This is a genomic window from Bacillus infantis NRRL B-14911 (genome assembly GCF_000473245.1).
In the GTDB taxonomy this organism is placed as follows: Bacteria; Bacillota; Bacilli; order Bacillales; family Cytobacillaceae; genus Bacillus_AB; species Bacillus_AB infantis.
This window is the reverse complement of record NC_022524.1, coordinates 821,062-839,037: the sequence shown is the minus strand read 5'-3', so window position 1 is coordinate 839,037 and position 17,976 is coordinate 821,062. Positions and strand designations below refer to the sequence as shown.

Sequence of the window (17,976 nt, the reverse complement as noted above, 5' to 3'; positions counted from 1 at the left end):
ACCTCTCTTTTATAAGTTTAAAAGTCTACTGCTTTTCTCTGTGCAATTCAAAAGTCTCCTCGGCATTATCCCATTTTACATAAACTTTGATAATATCATCCTCATTCACTATGCCGCTATTCTCCGAAGATCCGCTGCTTTTAAAAACCTTTTTCGTCGGCGGTGCATCAAATTTTGTTGCGCCGCTTCCGCTCCCTGCTGACGTTTCATAAGAGTACTCTATTTTTTTCATGGATGAAAGCTCTTCTAAAGGCCCTTTATACTCTAAAAAGAATTCATCGTTATTTTCGTTAGAGTATGAGCGTCTTCCATTTTTCTCGTCCCACACCTCTGTTCCTTTAAATACGTACTCCGCTTCCCAATGGCCGCTTTCCCCGACAAATCTGTAGTCATAATGGTTCACTTCTTTCGAACAGGCAGCTAAAAACATCAAGGAAAAAAATAACAAGAGTATTTTTTTCAACCTTACTCCCCCTGTCTATTGAATCAGCGCTAATAGTTCCTCAGGGACCAGCCGTAATCCCTTATCCCGAAACTCATTGATAGACTTCCACATTAACTTGAACTCTTCCCCATTATCCTCAAGACCCATAAAAGATGGTTTTTGATAGAAGGATAGATCAACAAACTCCCCATCATAGACAAAAACGAACTCATGGCGGGGAATCCCATTGTAGGTAAAGATATTTTCAAGGGTGCCTAAATGAATGAGATTCCTAACGTTTGCCCCAATTTCCTCGAACACTTCTCTTTCCAGCGCTTCAGTGCTTTTTTCGCCAAACTCGATTCCCCCGCCAATCGGACGGTAGAAATAGTCCTGCTTAACTTTGTCGAAGCCTTCAGCCACAAGTATAGAGTCATTTTTCCTGAACACACAGATGGCAATAGCCCGAATATTATTTCTTATCATCCTTCCCCTCCAGCTTCGGCTTTCTTTTCCATATATAAAAGACAGCAAATAAATTAATGGCCACACCCATTGCGTGCATGATAAAATTGCCGGTGCTGCCTAAACGATCTACGGTGATGCTTATTAAAAAGCTCCCCATTATTAATAATGGAACAGCTAAAAAGAATCTCAAATCAAATTCCCTCCGGAACAATGCTTTCTGACGAGCTCATGCTGAAAAGCTTGCCTTAAAACTGAACATCAGCAGGCTCAATCAGTTATCGGCTGGTTCAATATTTACCAGCTTTGTATTTTCGATAAGTTCTTTTGAATATGATGTTATATCTATGGTCTTTCAATCGTGATAACATCCTCAGCAGGCGTCAGATATTCCCCTTCCCCGATCGTAAAATCAGCCCCCTGCCTTTTTACTTCAGCATAATGCACCACTTCACCATCGTTCTTGAAGACCAGCAGATAAATATCGTCTCTAAAATCAATGCTGCTGGGATCGTTAAAAGAGACACCTAACTGTTCCTCTATATGCTCTTGAGGACTATACGGCGTAAATAAAAAGGCCTTTTCCCAATCGAAATCCGCCAATGAGTCAAGAGGTATCTCATTGCTATCTTTATCTTTCACAATATCAGAAATAGACTTTTCTAAATCTGTATTATGCTGAACACCACTGCAGCCTGCTAATAACAGCAGGATGAGTAAGAATGCCGCTGCTCTTTTCAAAAGTATCCCTTCCCTCTGCAAACAGACAAAATTTCCAAATAATTCATCTTTAATATAGACGAAACAAAAGCTGTAATGTTTCATTTTCTCCCTCTCTAATTCTGCAGCGGAAAGAAGAGTACAAAAAAAAGAGCCCCGCAAGGCCCTTCATTAATCATTTAAAATTCACTATCCAGCCTGCTCATAAAATCCGATGCGGCGCTGTATCCCTGCTGCCGCAAATACCAGTTGTTCGCAGCCGCCTCAATCAACCCGGCCACGTCACGGCCTGGCTGAAGCTGGATTTCCATTGATGGCACTTTAACGCCCAGATATTCCGTGAAATCAGGCTGATGCTCTAAATCATTGTTCAGCGATTTTTTTTCCCATTTCGTTAATTGGATATCCAGCGAAATCCGTGTTTCATTCTGGAATGCCTTCAGTCCATAAGAGCGGACAACATTGATCAGCCCAACACTGCGGAGGGCCAGAAACTCTTTTGTTTTTTCATCATGCGTCCCTAAGAGCGTCTGCGGGCTAAGCTTTTTCAACACGACAATATCATCTGCCACAAGCCTGTGTCCCCGGCCAATCAGCGTATGAGCTGTTTCACTCTTCCCCACTCCCGAATTCCCCCGCAGCAGGATCCCCATTCCATACACATTCACACAAACTCCGTGAACATAGGTTTCCTCTGCCAGCTCTTTGACCAGATAAGCATCTAATTGAGAGATATAATCTGAAGTCGTTTCAGGAATTTCAGTTGTCAGCAGCGGGATGCCATACTCATTGCAATAATGCCTTAAATACGTCAGCCCCTTATCACCTGTCGTTACAATAAAGCACGGCGGATGATAGTTGACGATATTTCCGATTCTGATTTTCCGTTCTTCTTCAGTCTGCTTATGTAAAAAGTTAATCTCTTTCCTCCCCAAAATCTGAATCCGGTCTGTTGGAAAAAAGTCAAAATGCCCCACAAACTCCAAGCCAGGCCTGTGCACCCTGGACTGAGTGATCAGCTTATCCAAACTATCCTTCCCGGCCAGCACCTTCAACGAAAACTTCTCAACCAAATCACTAACCCTAATGCTCTTCACTCTCCAAATCACCGCCAATAACGTATATAACTTTATATTATATCAAAAATGAGCCAGGGGGACAGACCCTCTGGCTCTTTTGAGCCAAGGGGTCTGTCCCCCTGGCTCACTCTTGTTCCTTCTCCTGTATTTCATCTACCTTTTTCGGTGTAAGGATCATATCCTGGACAGCTGATACTCTTCCCCATTCGTCTTTATAGACAAGATGCTTCCGTTCGAATTTTGTCGGAGTATCGAGGCCTGCAGCTGCAGCCAGATTGAACAGCCCTTCACGGAGGGAAACCACATAATTGGCTACCCGGTATTGTTTTTCCTCAATGACAAGTCCGTCCTGGAGCTTCGGGTCGGTTGTGGCGACACCGGCTGGGCAGTGGTTGGTATGGCATTTCTCCGCCATGATGCAGCCGACGCTGATCATGAATCCGCGGGCGATGTTGACGAGATCTGCCCCCATGGCAAGAGCAATCGCAACTTTATCCGGGGTAATCAGTTTGCCTGATGCGATCAGCTTCACCCTGTCGCGGACTTTATATTTAACCAGCATTTCATCAACAGCCGGCAGCGCAGATCCAATAGGCAGCCCCACTGCATCGGCAAGCTCCTGATAAGTGGCACCTGTTCCGCCTTCGCCGCCATCGACAGTGATAAAGTCAGGGCCCATTCCTGTTTCCTTCATCACCTGGGCCATTTCCTCAAGAGAATCCAAATCACCGACCACGATCTTGATGCCAACCGGCTTGCCGCCTTTATCCCGCATCTTTTCTACAAACTGAAACAGCTCATCATAATTGTTAAATTCATAGAATCGGTTGGGGCTGTTGATGGTCTGCCAAGGCTCAACAAGGCGGATTTGGGCAATTTCCTCATTTACCTTCTCCCCTTCAATATGGCCGCCGCGGATTTTTGCCCCCTGTGCAAGCTTAATTTCGAATGCCTTCACTTGCTCAATTTTGCTCTTTTTCTCAAATTCATCCCATGAAAATTCCCCGCCCGGAGTCCGGACGCCGAACAGGCCGGGACCGATCTGCATCATGATGTCCGGGTTACCGATTAAATGATATTTTGATAGACCGCCTTCCCCGGTATTCATCCATGTTCCGCCGGCAAGGCCCAGCCCTTTTGACAAAGCCGTGATCGCCCGGTCGCCGAGCGCGCCATAGCTCATCGCAGACTGCCCGACAAGCCCTTTCAGCTTGAACGGCTGCCGGCATGTATGCTCGCCGAGGATGACTGCATCTTCATCTGTTAGAAAATAGGGATCTGTCTGGCTTTCCTCCCGGTGTTCTTTCCTGGTCATAAGGCCTTCTTCATCCACTTTATAAACCTTTGTATTGATTTTCTGGCTGTTATCGATCCTCAGTTCTTCCCGCTGCTTCGGAAACATGCTGTTGCGGATATAATAGCCGCTTTTTGAAAAATCCCGCTCCGAACCGAAGCCGATCAGACGCTCCTTATACTTCCCGGCCTTGACGATATCCTCGAACTCTTTCCGGGAAAAAGGCGTTCCCTCATTATTGCTTTCGAATAAGTATTGCCTAAGCTCGGGGCCGATCTTCTCTGTCATATACCTGACCCTGCCAAGGAGCGGGAAATTCCTCAGGATGGAATGCTGCTGCTGCGTGTCATCCTTCCGGTAGAAATAAGTCGCAGCTGCCGCAGCCCCGAGTGCCGCAGTCCCCTTCAGAAGGGCTGGCAAGTATTTTTTCACATTGGACATCATATCACCCTTTTCATAAAATAGTTAAGTATCAGTCAGAGCTTATCTGCTGCAATGCCTCGCGGATCGGCATTTCTCCTGAAGACACTTCAATGGTTCTGTTATAAGCCTCCTCCAGTTCAAGTGCCTCGACCAGTACAGTCGCGATATCCTCTTTCGGAATTTCACTTTCCTTACTTTTAAGAGAAAGTGCTGCTTCAATCTTCCCTTTTCCCGGCTTGTCTACAGGCTTGCCTGTCCGTAATATGGTATAAGTTAATTCTGCATTTCTTAAAAGCTCCTCAGGCTGATCCTTCGCCCCGTCTGTTCCTGAACCGCCTTTGTCCGTCTCATTCGCACGCATCGCACTCATCAGCAGAAAGCGCTTAACTCCCTGGTCCCTTGCCGCGTGCACCGAATCAATAACCGACTGATGGTCAATCAGAATCGGCTTGCTTTCACCCGTCCGCGCACTGGCATCGCCCACATAAATGACCGCATCACAAGCTGAAAAGGCCTTGGCATAACCATCATTTTCCTGCACAAAAACATCCGCTGCCCCCAGCCTTCCCATTTCATCCACCTTACTCTTTGTCCCAACCAATGCCACCGCCTCATGCTGCTTGTCCGACAGCTGCTTGATTACATGCTCCCCCGTCAAGTCTTCCGTTCCAATCACAAGGACTCTCATAGAATGCCTCCCCGCTTTAGTTAATCTTTATTATTTACCACACTATTTCCAGAGAAAACCAAAAAGGATTTGTGCCAGGGGGACAGACCCCATGGCCCAGTTTTGAAAAAGAGCCAAGGGACCTGTCCCCTTGACTCATAGAACATTCAGATTTTAAATTTTTATATTACTGTGTTTAAATTAGTTTTAACGTGGTAAAGGAGGTAGGGAGTTTAGTAAGGTAAAGAATTAGCGAAAGAAGTAATACATACTTTTCATCCATACCCCAGCATAGTCCACGCTGTAGCGGACTACTTTTTTTACCTTTGAACTAGTTCTTTTTTCTCGGTCCCTAAGACCTAACAACCACTTACAGGAGGAGATTTTTCATGGAATTAAAGAAGCTGTCATTGTTTAGAGAATGTTTTGGCCAGGTTGAGGGGGAGACTCAAAAGCTCGACAATGCTCCCTTAAGCCAGTTGAATGCACAGTCTTTAAAATACGAGACTAAAGTCCCGCAGCTGGAGTATATGTGCTTAATGATGGAGAACATCGTCCTAACGAAGAAGCTTCAAGGGAACGTTTATGCAGGCTTTCAAAAGTTCTCGCGCACGAAGAACGTGCTGGACCGTTTCCAGGCTATGGCCGAGTACTCTAACGTTCATATCTTTGGAGAAAATGATGCAGCCATGGATCCAAGTGATGGCATTCATTATATTGAGCTTCCAAAGAATAGTGAACTGATGCGCGAATGGTTCCTCATTATTGACAGCCCTGTATTCAAATCCATGATGGTTGCCTATGACATGGAGGGCTTCGGCGTACATGAGGTGGAAGAAGGGCGCAAGTTTAAAGGAGTTAAGACTTCAAACCCGCAAGTAATTGCTCATGCAACAAAACTGTTAACACCACATATAGGATTCTCACTTATCGGTTAATGCCAAGGGTAGCCCTAGGGCTGCCCTTTTATCATGAATAAAGGAGATTTTACATATGTCACGTATTCAGAAAATGGCCTCGATTGGCATTTTAACAGCACTTAGCCTTATTTTATACTTATTTAAAATCCCGCTTCCTTTTTTCCCTGTTTTCTTAACACTTGATGTCAGCGATATTCCTGCCTTAATCGGTGCCATTACAATGGGGCCTGCTGCCGGAATCCTTGTTCAATTCCTGAAAAATGTCATTGAGTATATAACTCACGGAAGCTATGTGGGACTGCCGGTGAACCAGATTGCCAACTTCTGCTCTGGCGCGCTCATTGTGGGAATGATAGGCGCTTTTTATCACTATCAGAAAAAATTGAGCTGGGTCAGCTTTACCCTTTCGATCAGTATATTTCTCGCGGCTATGTACCTGCTTAACTATTACTTTATATTGCCGGCGATCATGAACCTGCTCGGACTGAATATGGATCAGTATCTGACATCTTTCACCGATGCGAACCCGCTTGTGAAAGATTTTGAATCAGCTGTTCTGCTCATTATCATCCCCTTTAATCTAATTAAGATATTTGTAGTCTATTCAATCGGCCTGCCGTTCGCTTTCAGGCTGGAGCGTATTTTACAGAAAAGGAGTCTGGCTGTATGAAAAACAAGAAGAATCTTGTGATGGCAGCTTCCGTCCTCCTGGCTTCTGTGCTGCTGTCGGCACTCCACTATTACGTAGACTCATTCATACTTTCTCTTATCGGAACCCTGGTCATTACGGCAGCCCTCTTCATCGGCTGTGCCAGGATGCTGAAACAGGAGAATGATCAAAATGAGGAGGTTGCTGAGAAGAATTCATCAGCTCAGACCTCAATCGAGGAGTCGCTGCAGGAATTGCGCCATCTCGAAGCACACAGCGGGCACTTAGTTTCAATGAACACACAGGTAAGTGCTTCTTCTGAAATGGTTGGCGGCCAGCTTATGGATATGGTACAGGATATTCAAAAGCAGCATGAGCTGATTTCGTACTTTGGGGATCAATTAGGAAAAATGAATGGGATGATACAAAACCTGGATGCCATTATTGAAGTAACGAACTCCACTACCTCAGATGTAACGCTGCTGTCCAACGAGGGGAAGCTGAAGGTCGACGATTTCAGCATTGTTTTCACAAAAATCATCTCTCTCACAAAGCAGTTCGGTGATTATAACCAGACGCTCCTTGAGAAAATGAAAGCAGTCACAAAGGCTCTCGGAGCTATCGATTATATCTCCAACCAGACAAATCTCCTTGCATTGAACGCCTCTATTGAAGCTGCCCGTGCAGGCTCAAATGGGGCTGGATTCGGAGTTGTTGCTTCTGAAATCCGCAAGCTGTCCGTTCAGGTCAAAGAGAGTGCAGAAACGATTAACACCATCGTAACCGACGTGAACAGAAATATTGAAGAACAAGAAAAATCGTATAGTGCGAATGTGTCGGTATTAGAAGAAGGAAAAGATAAGAGCCTGCAGATGATCGACATCTTTGATGGCGTGATTTCAAGCATCAATACACTTTCACTGCAATCACACGAAATCAAACGCGACTCAACTGAGGTGGAAGCCGAGAATCAGCGTCTGATTGAAATGATGCAGGAAGTATTGGGAATCACAGAAAACTTAAGCCAAAAAACCATGGGCTCATCTGAACTGACGATGGAGCAGCAGGCACACCTGATAGAGCTCGACATGACTGTCATGACCATGGGAGAGCATATCCGGAAAATCCAGGATCACTTAAAAGAACAAACAGAGCACCAAGGAAATGTAGTATGGATCCGGCCTGGTGAAATGAAAAAGAGAAATGAGATGAAGCTTGCTGAGTAATCTTTGAAACGTTGAGACGGAGACTGGCCTTCAGGGAAAGATGGTTAAGATTCCCCGCTCAATAGGGACAGCGGAAACAGGCTCTCCCTTAGGAAACAAAAAGAGGTGTTTTTCTCCAGTGGGGCAAGGCACCTTTTTAACTTACTGCAGCAGGAACACATTAAACCCTAGGTAATCGTTTAAACCCTCACAGGCCCAAGAGCTTCAAAAAATTTTAACGTGGCTAAGCACTGATTCTTATTCCCCCCACCCGCGTTTTTAATTTAGACTTTCTGCTCCGTTAGGTATCTAGTTCAATCTTCAGTATCGGAAATCACCTTAGAACTTGTTGTGCCGATCCATTTCCCTATCACCACTCTAAGTTTTTCTTCTTTATCTTTTACATCATTCTCATTAAAAAACTTCACCACAGCTCTATCATTCGTCTGCCATTCTAATAATCCGGTATGGTCTTCAAATAGAGGCTGGGCAGCTTTAGGTTTCACTTTTGCACCACAATGAAACACAAGGCGAAAAAATGCATTCCCTTTCAGATTGAAGGTTATCCGATCATCATTTTCGATGCAAAAACTCGGCGCATTCCATTTTATATGCTCTGTGAATCTCTCATCAGAACTTAAAATGATTCTGCGCACTTCTTCTATCTCTTCCTTAAGAGGATGCTCAAGCTGTTTCATAAATTCAAACACTTGCTGATCACCGGACAATTTACTTTTAGGATTATTTCTCATTGTTCCACTCCTTGTATAGGTCATTGTTTAAGAAAGGGCCGATCTACCAATATCTGTTGTTCCGGAAATGTAAAACATGTCCGGTTAAGTTTTCTATAAAAGGAGCTTTACTTTATGCCGGGCCTCTATCTTCATTTATATATTCGGTATTCAAAAAATTAATCCTTCTGAAACTAAACTCCCTTAGTCCTACTAGAATAGCTGCAAATTTGGCAGCGGCATTAAAAAAGAAAAGCTGCCAAGTTTCAGCAGCAGACTTTTAATATAAACAACTCAACTAAATAACACGATCGGTTTACTCCTTTTCTTGTTCGTTCCAGTCGGTAAGGATCTCACTGATGACTTCTGAAAGGACATCAACAGTTCGATACTCTTCCTCCAAAGTATTTTCCTTCCCTCCAACTTCTAACTGCACAGAGTTACCAAACAGATCTTGATTATAAGAATTTTGAGAAGGGGTATCCTTAGTAAAGACTCCCCTGGATAAGTTGGGGTATCTTTCCTCAGTATATTCATGCAGCAGTTGTGCAAATTTAAAATTCACTTCGTATTCAGCACTGGATTTCGATACAATAAATGAAATTCTCGGATAGTCCTTTCCATCTATGCTAATCGTTGACTGGTTTCTCTTTAATGAATTCCTGTGTATATCAAGGACCATTTTCAGCTTTTTATTATGTGATAAGGCATTCTCGAGTGGTACTCTGGAAACTTTATATGCGTCGCTATACGAGAGTCTTTTTTCTTCTAATTCCGCCTTAATATCCGTGCTATCGTGAATAGAATGAATGCCATAATTTTTTAGTGCTTGACTAAGTCGCTCACCAACCAATGAAATATTTCTTTCCTCGTGAAACAAATCATCTGAGTGATTAGTTGAAGTTTCTGACATAAAAGATTCTTGATTGTGTGAATGGTAGATGTATACTAAAGGATCCTGGTTTTTTATAGCTGCTGTTGAAGCTGAATGTTCATTTTGAGGAGTGGAAAATGTGTTATATAAGGTATCTTTTCCATCATAAAGGAAGAACCATGAGAGAGCCAATGTACACAGCGCAATACTGGCTGAGGCAACCGTAAATTGTTTGAGCCTGTTTCTTCTGTTTATCTGCCTGGCCGATTTTCTGAGTTTATCAGCTGTATCTAAGACAAACTCCTCTCTTGGGTTGATTGGGTATGTTTCCTTTATTAAGTCGAACAAGTCTTTATCAGTTTGCATTCCCGATGACCTCCTCTATATCCCACTCAAGCTTCATTCTAAGTATTTTTAAAGCCCTGTGATAATCTACTTTGACCTTTGACTCGCTGCATTGAAGGATCTCGGATGTTTCCCTGATTGAAAATTCATTTATGCCTCTTAGAATCACTACAGTCCTATACTTGGGTTTCAGTTCAGATATAGCACCATGAACAATCCTTTTCATTTCATTTTCCTCAATTAATTCTCCGGGTTCTTTTTCAGCCGAGATAATATGTTTAAAGAAGCCGTCGGTAAAAAGGGAAGAAAATCTCCTTTTTCTATAACTGTCAATGGCAACATGCTTTGCAATGGAGAAAATCCAAGTTCTTTGATGGTCAATATTTTTGCCTCTGGTCAAGTTATTCAGGATGCGTAAAAAAACTTCTTGAGTTAAGTCCTCGGCATCATTCTGGTTACCAGTAAAGCAAATAAGAAAACGATATACATCCAAATAATGGCTCTTGTAGATCTGATCGATTCTCTCCCCTAACCTTTCATTGCCGGCCAAATGGTTCCCCCCTTGTTTAGTCTTCAAGTATTAATCGTTTGAGCTGCAAGAAAGGTTACAATTATTTTTAAACAAAGGATACCTGCTCCTTTTTATACGTTATAGAATACTGCAAAAAAAGCGTTAGTCCTATTGGATTAACGCTTCTTTTTCGAGTACTGCTTATTAAAAAATCCTGCCACGTTTCCTGCATTAAAAAAGCCCCCCTTAAAAGGAAGCTGATCTTGGACCCAAGCAGTACTGAGCTTACAAACACATATTTTCATCATTATATTTCCTTCTTCTGGGCACAGGAACAAAACGCAACAAATTTTAATGTAAAATATCAGTTTCCAGAAATGATACTTTAAATGCCAAATCTTTTATTAAATTTGTTTAAACTATAAAGGGCTAAGCCTTTAGCATCTTGATTTTTACTATTAGAAATTTCATTCAAAACTTCCAGAAGATAGTCGTCATCTACGATTCCTTGATTGTTTCCTTCCGCACATTCAGATAAGAATGTCATTAAATAAAATTGCACTTTAGGCTTTTCATGATATCTCATTTTTTCAATCATATATCTAATTAATTCATTATTTGTCGAAAGGATTTTCACAAAAACCCTGTCTACCTCAGCTGGCTTTCCTTTTAGTATTACATGATCAATTTTCGAGTAATAATCCTCTATCTGTTGTGGGGTCAGCAAAGTATCTTCACAAGGTTCCACTTCTAGTTCCTTAATTTCTTCAACAAGGCCATTTATGAATTCTTCAAAGTTCTTCGCTAATATTATCTCTTGGTTTGCTTCAATATCTACAAATGTAACAATTGGATTTTTTCTGCGTCTATAATCCAAGCAAATAAAGGCAGGAGGTTCTGCTGAAATAATGATTAACTTTTTACTTCGTATCCCCCATTCTTGGCGCAAATAAATACTGTCGATTATCCCGGATTTTTCACCTATTCCGTATAACTCGTTAACATATACTGAATTATTTGCCCAGCTATTAGGGACAGTTGTAGGATAGTATTTCTTGGCCAAATAAAATCCATTTCTTTTCTTCATTAAATTTATATATGATTCAGGCAAATCGACCTGTAGTTCCCGCTGAACTTTTTGAAGTGTTTCTTCATGAAGTTCACCCAAGTAATTATCATCTAATTCATCATCCCATAACTGCAATTTCAACACTCCTAGAATTACTAATACTCATGGCATTTTTATTAAAGGCATTATTTATTTAGAGTCTAACGTGCCCTTTAGCGTTATAAGTAAGTTGCCTTTTGGAAGTTGACCATAGACTATTATTATCTATTTTTTCTTTTTTTTAAGACAATAATAGCAGCTACACTTACTAATACAAAAATGCCTATCACGACATAAGTAACTGGATGTACAACAGCAAAATAACTGTCTTCAAACTGATAATCATCACTTCCAAGCTGCATTTGTGCCCTCCTGAAGTCTATTGTAAAATTCTAATCAAGTATGTTGATGATTGATTTGTCTGCCCATTTTAAAAGCAGACTGGATGAATTAAAGACACTCCATAGGAAAATTCATACAGATATCTCCCCAATCATCCATCCTCTGATAAACTCCTCTAGAGATGAAGCTACTCTCCAACGACTGTCATCTTCATGGTTCCAGACATAAATATGCTCTGTCTGAACCCTTCCATCTGCTATTGAATAGCCAAATAAGTCTCCATTTCCGGCATCAGAGAAAAATAAAAAGGTATCCAGAGGTTTCATAAAATCGCTTCGCTCATGAAGGGTCCAAAAAAATAAATTTTCTTTAATCATCTGTTCTATGGACCAAACAAACGAAATTCCATAGTTCCCATAAACTCCGTTTGTTTCCTTGTATAATTCAGCCAACTTATCCGGCAATTCAACTTTTAGTTCCTTCTTAATTAAAGCGGTCTCCGCTTCCGTTGCAGGTGCTTTAAACTCACACTCTTTTGAAATACTTGTCAAATAATCTCTCCACATAATCAGCTGCTTGCCACCTTTGAAAACTGAATGAATATTAATTCTCTCCAGGATCTTATTTCTCCTGCTTACATCCTGTTTATTCATATAGTGATAGAAACCTTAAAATTGAAAATCTCCATCCTTCATTAACAAAACTTCAGTTCCATCTTCTTTAATGCCCACTACTTTCATATCTTCGGTACCAAAGGTCACATTGACTAACAAAAGTGAGGCATTCAGACCCGCGGCCTTCAGCTCTTCCTCAGATTGGCCAATGCCATTTTGAATATTGGAGGGAGAGGCATTTCCGATTCCAATATGACAGGCTGTATTTTCATCAAACAAGGTATTGTAAAAAAGAGTGTCTGTCTGAGCAAGAGGTGATTTATTAGAGACCAAGGCAATCTCGCCCAGATAATGTGAACCTTCGTCTGTTTCAATCAGATTTTGCAACACTTCTTGTCCCTTTGCAGCGTAATAGTCGGTAATCATTCCATCTTTAAAAATCAGATAAAATTCATCGATGACACTTCCCCCATAGATAAGAGGTTTCGTACCGGCCAATTTGCCATTCACCTTATTTTTATGGGGAGCTGTAAATATTTCTTCTGTAGGAATGTTCGGAAAGAAAGGTATTCCATTTTTATCTGTGACACCGCCTCCGATGTAGCGATGATTTTCAGGCAGGCCAACTAATAAATCAGTTCCACGGCTATTTTCAAAATGGAGGGCTTTGAATTGGCTCTCGTTCAGGATTTTTTTGCGGGACTCGAAGGCTCTGTTATGACTCTCCCAATCTTTTATAGGATCTTTTCCATCTGCACGGGATCCTTTTAAAATTAATTCCCATAATGACTGTAAGGCTTCTTCTCTACTTAGGTTCGGAAATACTTTAGCTGCCCAGGAAACATATGGAACAGCCAGCAGACACCAGCGTATCTCGTGGGATCTGATTTTCGCATGATAATCCTTTAGTTTAGTACGAGATGCTTTTTGGAAACGGCTTATCCTTTCTGGAGAAACCTCTTTAAATACATCCAGGTTTTCTGAAATAATATGGATGTAAGCAGCACCCTCATCTTCCCACTCCTTAAAACGGGCAGCCTGCCAATCAGGATATTGATCAATAACATGATCCGCTGCATGTAAATAAAATTCTTTGGCAGACTGTTCATCTGTCCAATCTATAAATACATTCGAAGCTCCTGCCTCGTAGGCAGCCGACTGGATCAGACGTGCAAACACAGCATTTTGTATATCACTATGTATAATCAATAATTGATTTTTTTGCAGATTTACACCAGCCCTCACAGCAAGCTCTGCATACTTTTTTAACTGTGCTTCACTTATGAATTCATATATTCCTTTAATCATTTAGAATCTCCTCTGTGGTGTTCTTTGTGTAATTGTACTTTAAATCAAGCCAAGGGGACAGGTCCCATGGCTCAAAAAGAGCCAAGGGACCTGTCCCCTTGGTTCATTTGCTTTTTGGTTAATGTTAACAGTAAGATAAGTATGAATTGTGAAATATTTTAAAGGGGGAATTCTCATGAAGTATACGGTGATTACAGGTGCCAGCTCAGGAATTGGATACGAAGCGGCGCTTGCATTTGCTTCACGCAATAAAAATGTCATTGTGACTGCAAGGCGGGAAGATCAGCTGCATAATCTAAAAGCAGAAATCCACAGCATAAACGCCGATCTGGATGTGGTAATTCTACCGGCAGATCTATCTGAAAGCGAAAATGTTCATTCATTATATGAGAGTTTAAAAGAATACGATATTGAAACCTGGATCAATAACGCCGGTTTCGGAAACAGTGCCCCCGTTGCCGAACAGAATGTACAAAAGATTGAAAAGATGCTCAGAGTCAATATTGAAGCACTCACAACCCTTTCCACTTTATACACACATGATTATTCTCAAAAGGCAGGCACCCAATTAATCAACGTGGCTTCTGATGTAGGCTATAGAATGGTACCAAACGGGGTAACGTACGCTGCTACTAAGTTTTATGTGAGTGCATTTACAGAAGGACTCGCCCAGGAACTTCAGGATCAGGGAGCTGCCATGAAAGTAAAAGTGCTTGCACCGGCTATGACAGAAACTGAATTTGTTATAAACGCTCGCGAAATAGATGAATTCAGCTACCGTGACAACGTGCAAAAATACCATACCGCCCGGGAAATGGCCGGATTCATGCTGGACCTTTATGATAGTGAGAAAACGGTTGGAAAAGTAAATAGCGAGAGTTATGAATTTGAACTGCTGGATCCTATTTATCCTTATACTTCACGCCGGCCGGCTTCCGATTGAGAAGGCCACTGGGAAAGGTCCCATGGGCAAGTCTAGAAAAGAGCCAGGGGGCCTGTCCCCTTGGTTTTATTTTTAAAAAAGATCTGACCAATTTACATTCAAATCTTAAGCATTCCTGCATTTAGCTTGTTATTCTATATTCATAACAATTTCAAGTCCTGTTGGCTTTTCCTTAAAGGTGTCGCTATACTCTTTAAAGACTATCTTTGTATTGGAAATATCGTCAGGCAATGGCGGAGAAACAATGAAGCTGTATGTAAAATGCCCTGTTGAGCCACCACCACGAGACTGCCAGCAATCGTATTGCTCTCCTAAAAACAATTCAAAACTATTATGATGATGCCGGCCGATTGGCGGATCATCCGGCTCATCCCAATCAATATGCAGCTGTATAACGCTGGCATTCTCGTACTGCCGAATAACGGTTATGGAATATATCCGATCATCTTTTTCAACCGATTTTAAAACCGATAGGTGTTTTCTGAATCCAGCCGGTTCAATACGCGGTTTAAAGAAATCGTATATTCTCATTCCCCCGAATAACGCCTTCAAATACTCTTCATAGAGATCATACTTGATAGCCCAGTTAGAGATAAAAGTATCCGTCGGAAACCCTGGGTTATCGTTTGAAATATCCCTCCGCTGTTTCAGCAAAGAACATATTTGTTCATCAACTTTGCTTAACCGTTCATCGTAAAAATCGGCTGGTGGCTCAAATGGTATTCGTCTAATTTTAATCGCCTCCTTATTTATTAATTTCACCATATATTAATAAATAAATGGTTGCTTTCATCTCAAAGCTGCCTGGATTGGCAGCTGAATTGCTCTAAATAAATCAAAATCCAAGCAATATTATTCATATCACCAGGATAAAGGACTAAGCAATTATAGATTTTCTATCTTTTCTATATCCTCCGCAGTCAATTCAAAATCGAAAAGTTCCAGATTGGAAGCTTGATTTTCCCGGTTGTGAGATTTAGGGATAACAATCACACCGCGTTGGATTTGGTATTTTAATAAGATTTGTGCACCGGATTTATGATAGATCTTACCGATTTCATCCAAAGCTTCTTTTTGGTGGGCTTCTGCTTTCATAGGTCCCCAGGCAACAGGCGTAATTTCCTCGTCTTTTAATACGGCAAGGAGATTTTTGTTGGGTTCTTTTAAGTTGATTTGTATCTGATTAACAGCCGGCTTCACTTTAGCGAATTCTTTCAATTCATCCAGATGATTTTCTTCAAAGTTAGAAACACCGATTGCTTTTAATTTGCCTGCTTCGTAATATTCTTCAAAGACTTCCCAAGTGTTTTTAAGCTGTACTTTGTCCTCGATAGGAAAGTGAATAAGAAGCAGGTCAAGATAGTCTGTCTGGAAGTTTTTCAGACTATTATCAATAGCTGCCCGGGTAGCTTCCTTTGAAGAAATATATTCTTCACTGGCTGGAATTTTTGTCGTAATGAAAAACTCTTCCCGAGGCACTTTGCTTTCTGCCAACACACTTCCGACAAGCTCTTCGTTTCGATACATGATGGCTGCGTCTATGGAACGGTAACCCAGCTCAATTGCGGATGCCAGTTCAGGTATTTCGTTTGTTAAATCCCCGTTATAATCGTTGTTTTCTTTTCCATACGTATTTGTACCTGTCCCTACTATTGGCATTTCAAGCCCATTATTAAGTGTTATGTATTCCATATTTTTAAGCACTCCTCTGTCTATTACTTTACTTATATCATATCAAATTATGGAATTTTCAAAAAGTAATATGAAAAAAGGCATCATTCCTCTGGCTATCGTTTTCCTTGATCGGAATAAGCTTCAGCAGCAGTATCGGTTAGGCAGCGATCTGAACCCTAAGCACCCAATAGCCTAGCAACGATTAACCTTCAATCTGTTTTAAATATGGTATTTCCTCTCCATCAACATTTGCAATATATGCTGGAGTATCTGTTTCATATATTTTAGTTCCAACAGGTAATATATTTGCCGTACCGTTTTTAAAACTGCCGGCCTTATCTGTAATTTTAGTTATCTCTCCAATTTGTTCACCTAATTGATATTCCAGATCAGAAACCCAATCAACATCTTGGGCATTAGAATACACAATTCCACCCAGAAGAAATATATCAGCACTATCATCGCTAAGAAAGTCCTTTGGAGCCGGATTGTCAATAAGACCTTTATTGCATCCCACTGAGAAAATACACAACATACTTATAGGTAATAAGATTTTTGTGAATTTCATGTGATGCCTCCTTTTTGAATAAACAGATGAAGTAACTCTTTAGAAGCTGGTTTGGCAACTAGTCTGCATCCATTAGTGCAATAGAAGCAGTTTCTATCTATCAAGTGCTGGACAACCTTTGTTTTCAATGTCTTCTGAACCAAAAATCTGATAGGAATATTGTCTTTCTGGCTTTCCCTCCTCTTGAGCTGCTCCGTTCGCTCCAAACCTTATTTTTTCTTGATGTAATTCTTTTATTTTATTTCCTTTGCCGTCAACATAAAACGCACGTAATTGGTATCCTCCAGAATGCTGTTCATTGACCCAGCCAAAATCAGATGGGGAAGAAGTGTTTAAAACCCCACTCTTAGGAACCTTATAAACAATTTCATTGTTATCTATTTTTAGTGGCCTTGCACCCTTCACATTGTAATTAATAACTACGCATCCCTCAAAACCCATCGGTAATAAATAGGTTTGGTCAACTCCCTCTTGAATGGCTATCAACCTATAAACTGTTACTAAGATTATTAGACCCAACACAGCTAATCCAATTCTGGTAAACAATAAACTTTACCTCCGATCTGAGCCATAACCACCGAGGCCAGGGGGACAGGTCCCTTGGCTTATTGATACGTTGTAAAAATTTTGCTGCCTAAATCATTCGGTTCCTCTTCTGTGATTTTAATTTCTATAACGGCTCCTGTATTAATAGAGATGAACACGTCCTCAAGCTCTAAAACAATGGAAGTTAAGATTTCATTATTATTTTCCTTAAAACCGTACCCACTTACATTTAATATTAAATTTGGCTGAACTGAAAAACTCGAACCCATTATAATATGTTTTTGATACGGAGCATCTATTAGTTCGTATCTAATCGCTTCAGGGATGTTCTGTTCTTTAAGTAATAGAACGTCATCACCTGCGCTATCCTCCATCCAGCCAATTTTCCAATACTTTATGTCAGAAGAATTCTTTTTTCTAATGTAAAGTAAAGGTTCAACTGAGTGAAGTACAAGGTCATTATTTACTTTGTATGTATCAAGCTTATTCGCGAAAATCCCTACTAAAACAGAGCCTTTTACCGTCTTAAACCTCTCCCCCATTTGATTCATTTACTCTACTCCTTT

At 41.1% G+C, this 17,976-nt stretch carries 23 protein-coding genes; 4 read left to right on the top strand and 19 right to left on the bottom strand.

Going from position 1 to position 17,976, the window contains the following annotated elements:
* Positions 1 to 25: 25 nt before the first annotated feature.
* From N288_RS04465 to N288_RS04435, 7 genes are all read right to left on the bottom strand, one after another.
* On the bottom strand, positions 26 to 463 hold the full coding sequence (locus tag N288_RS04465) for a hypothetical protein (RefSeq protein ID WP_022543448.1): 438 nt from the start codon (positions 461 to 463) through the stop codon (positions 26 to 28).
* 15 nt (positions 464 to 478) lie between these two features.
* Complete coding sequence (locus N288_RS04460; protein WP_009791925.1) at positions 479 to 910, bottom strand: NUDIX hydrolase; 432 nt, start codon at positions 908 to 910, stop codon at positions 479 to 481.
* Positions 897 to 1,082: a hypothetical protein gene (locus N288_RS04455; RefSeq protein WP_022543447.1), complete on the bottom strand. Its 186-nt coding sequence runs from the start codon at positions 1,080 to 1,082 to the stop codon at positions 897 to 899. The genes N288_RS04460 and N288_RS04455 overlap by 14 nt, the downstream gene beginning before the upstream one ends.
* 152 nt (positions 1,083 to 1,234) lie before the next feature.
* Complete coding sequence (locus N288_RS04450; RefSeq protein ID WP_009791927.1) at positions 1,235 to 1,714, bottom strand: hypothetical protein; 480 nt, start codon at positions 1,712 to 1,714, stop codon at positions 1,235 to 1,237.
* Positions 1,715 to 1,788: 74 nt separating this feature from the next.
* The gene (gene hprK, locus N288_RS04445; protein ID WP_035401594.1) at positions 1,789 to 2,706 is read right to left on the bottom strand and encodes an HPr(Ser) kinase/phosphatase; all 918 of its coding nucleotides are present in this window, start codon (positions 2,704 to 2,706) and stop codon (positions 1,789 to 1,791) included.
* Positions 2,707 to 2,812: 106 nt separating this feature from the next.
* Positions 2,813 to 4,423 carry an FMN-binding glutamate synthase family protein gene (locus tag N288_RS04440; RefSeq protein ID WP_022543446.1) on the bottom strand — a complete coding sequence of 537 codons (1,611 nt, stop codon included), beginning with the start codon at positions 4,421 to 4,423 and terminating at the stop codon, positions 2,813 to 2,815.
* 31 nt (positions 4,424 to 4,454) lie between these two features.
* A complete protein-coding gene (locus tag N288_RS04435; protein WP_009791930.1) occupies positions 4,455 to 5,093 on the bottom strand; it encodes an NAD(P)H-binding protein in 639 nt (212 codons plus the stop codon).
* A gap of 368 nt (positions 5,094 to 5,461) precedes the next feature.
* On the opposite strand from N288_RS04435, the gene N288_RS04430 reads away from it, so the two are divergent.
* The 3 genes from N288_RS04430 to N288_RS04420 are packed head-to-tail and all read left to right on the top strand — an operon-like array spanning position 5,462 to position 7,867.
* On the top strand, positions 5,462 to 6,010 hold the full coding sequence (locus tag N288_RS04430; protein ID WP_009791931.1) for a DICT sensory domain-containing protein: 549 nt from the start codon (positions 5,462 to 5,464) through the stop codon (positions 6,008 to 6,010).
* Positions 6,011 to 6,065: 55 nt separating this feature from the next.
* Positions 6,066 to 6,662 carry an ECF transporter S component gene (locus N288_RS04425; protein WP_022543445.1) on the top strand — a complete coding sequence of 199 codons (597 nt, stop codon included), beginning with the start codon at positions 6,066 to 6,068 and terminating at the stop codon, positions 6,660 to 6,662.
* The gene (locus tag N288_RS04420; protein WP_009791933.1) at positions 6,659 to 7,867 is read left to right on the top strand and encodes a methyl-accepting chemotaxis protein; all 1,209 of its coding nucleotides are present in this window, start codon (positions 6,659 to 6,661) and stop codon (positions 7,865 to 7,867) included. The genes N288_RS04425 and N288_RS04420 overlap by 4 nt, the downstream gene beginning before the upstream one ends.
* Positions 7,868 to 8,160: 293 nt before the next feature.
* Here the strand turns inward: N288_RS04420 and N288_RS04415 are convergent, their stop codons facing one another.
* The 7 genes from N288_RS04415 to N288_RS04390 all read right to left on the bottom strand — a co-directional run bounded on the left by N288_RS04415 (position 8,161) and on the right by N288_RS04390 (position 13,679).
* Positions 8,161 to 8,598: a DUF1801 domain-containing protein gene (locus tag N288_RS04415; RefSeq protein ID WP_022543444.1), complete on the bottom strand. Its 438-nt coding sequence runs from the start codon at positions 8,596 to 8,598 to the stop codon at positions 8,161 to 8,163.
* Positions 8,599 to 8,893: 295 nt separating this feature from the next.
* Positions 8,894 to 9,817 (bottom strand): stage II sporulation protein P, encoded by a 924-nt coding sequence (gene spoIIP / locus N288_RS04410; protein WP_009791935.1) that lies wholly within the window; start codon positions 9,815 to 9,817, stop codon positions 8,894 to 8,896.
* A complete protein-coding gene (locus N288_RS04405; protein WP_009791936.1) occupies positions 9,807 to 10,346 on the bottom strand; it encodes an RNA polymerase sigma factor in 540 nt (179 codons plus the stop codon). The genes spoIIP and N288_RS04405 overlap by 11 nt, the downstream gene beginning before the upstream one ends.
* A 346-nt stretch (positions 10,347 to 10,692) precedes the next feature.
* The gene (locus N288_RS24240; RefSeq protein WP_022543443.1) at positions 10,693 to 11,511 is read right to left on the bottom strand and encodes an SMI1/KNR4 family protein; all 819 of its coding nucleotides are present in this window, start codon (positions 11,509 to 11,511) and stop codon (positions 10,693 to 10,695) included.
* A gap of 125 nt (positions 11,512 to 11,636) precedes the next feature.
* Entirely contained in the window at positions 11,637 to 11,777 is a 141-nt protein-coding gene (locus N288_RS25030; protein WP_009791939.1) for an LPXTG cell wall anchor domain-containing protein, read from the bottom strand.
* Positions 11,778 to 11,888: 111 nt separating this feature from the next.
* On the bottom strand, positions 11,889 to 12,410 hold the full coding sequence (locus N288_RS04395) for an SMI1/KNR4 family protein (protein ID WP_009791940.1): 522 nt from the start codon (positions 12,408 to 12,410) through the stop codon (positions 11,889 to 11,891).
* 15 nt (positions 12,411 to 12,425) lie between these two features.
* Positions 12,426 to 13,679 carry an aminopeptidase gene (locus N288_RS04390; protein WP_009791941.1) on the bottom strand — a complete coding sequence of 418 codons (1,254 nt, stop codon included), beginning with the start codon at positions 13,677 to 13,679 and terminating at the stop codon, positions 12,426 to 12,428.
* A 175-nt stretch (positions 13,680 to 13,854) separates the two neighbouring features.
* On the opposite strand from N288_RS04390, the gene N288_RS04385 reads away from it, so the two are divergent.
* Positions 13,855 to 14,622 carry an SDR family NAD(P)-dependent oxidoreductase gene (locus N288_RS04385; RefSeq protein ID WP_022543441.1) on the top strand — a complete coding sequence of 256 codons (768 nt, stop codon included), beginning with the start codon at positions 13,855 to 13,857 and terminating at the stop codon, positions 14,620 to 14,622.
* A 129-nt stretch (positions 14,623 to 14,751) separates the two neighbouring features.
* Here the strand turns inward: N288_RS04385 and N288_RS04380 are convergent, their stop codons facing one another.
* The 5 genes from N288_RS04380 to N288_RS04360 form a co-directional block, all read right to left on the bottom strand.
* Positions 14,752 to 15,387 (bottom strand): hypothetical protein, encoded by a 636-nt coding sequence (locus N288_RS04380; RefSeq protein ID WP_009791943.1) that lies wholly within the window; start codon positions 15,385 to 15,387, stop codon positions 14,752 to 14,754.
* Positions 15,388 to 15,507: 120 nt separating this feature from the next.
* Positions 15,508 to 16,314 carry an aldo/keto reductase gene (locus N288_RS04375; RefSeq protein ID WP_009791944.1) on the bottom strand — a complete coding sequence of 269 codons (807 nt, stop codon included), beginning with the start codon at positions 16,312 to 16,314 and terminating at the stop codon, positions 15,508 to 15,510.
* A 184-nt stretch (positions 16,315 to 16,498) separates the two neighbouring features.
* Positions 16,499 to 16,864, bottom strand: coding sequence for a hypothetical protein (locus N288_RS04370; RefSeq protein ID WP_009791946.1), 366 nt, complete (start codon positions 16,862 to 16,864; stop codon positions 16,499 to 16,501).
* Positions 16,865 to 16,957: 93 nt separating this feature from the next.
* Positions 16,958 to 17,410, bottom strand: coding sequence for a DUF6843 domain-containing protein (locus N288_RS04365; RefSeq protein ID WP_009791947.1), 453 nt, complete (start codon positions 17,408 to 17,410; stop codon positions 16,958 to 16,960).
* Positions 17,411 to 17,469: 59 nt separating this feature from the next.
* Complete coding sequence (locus tag N288_RS04360; RefSeq protein WP_009791948.1) at positions 17,470 to 17,961, bottom strand: hypothetical protein; 492 nt, start codon at positions 17,959 to 17,961, stop codon at positions 17,470 to 17,472.
* Positions 17,962 to 17,976 lie beyond the last annotated feature (15 nt).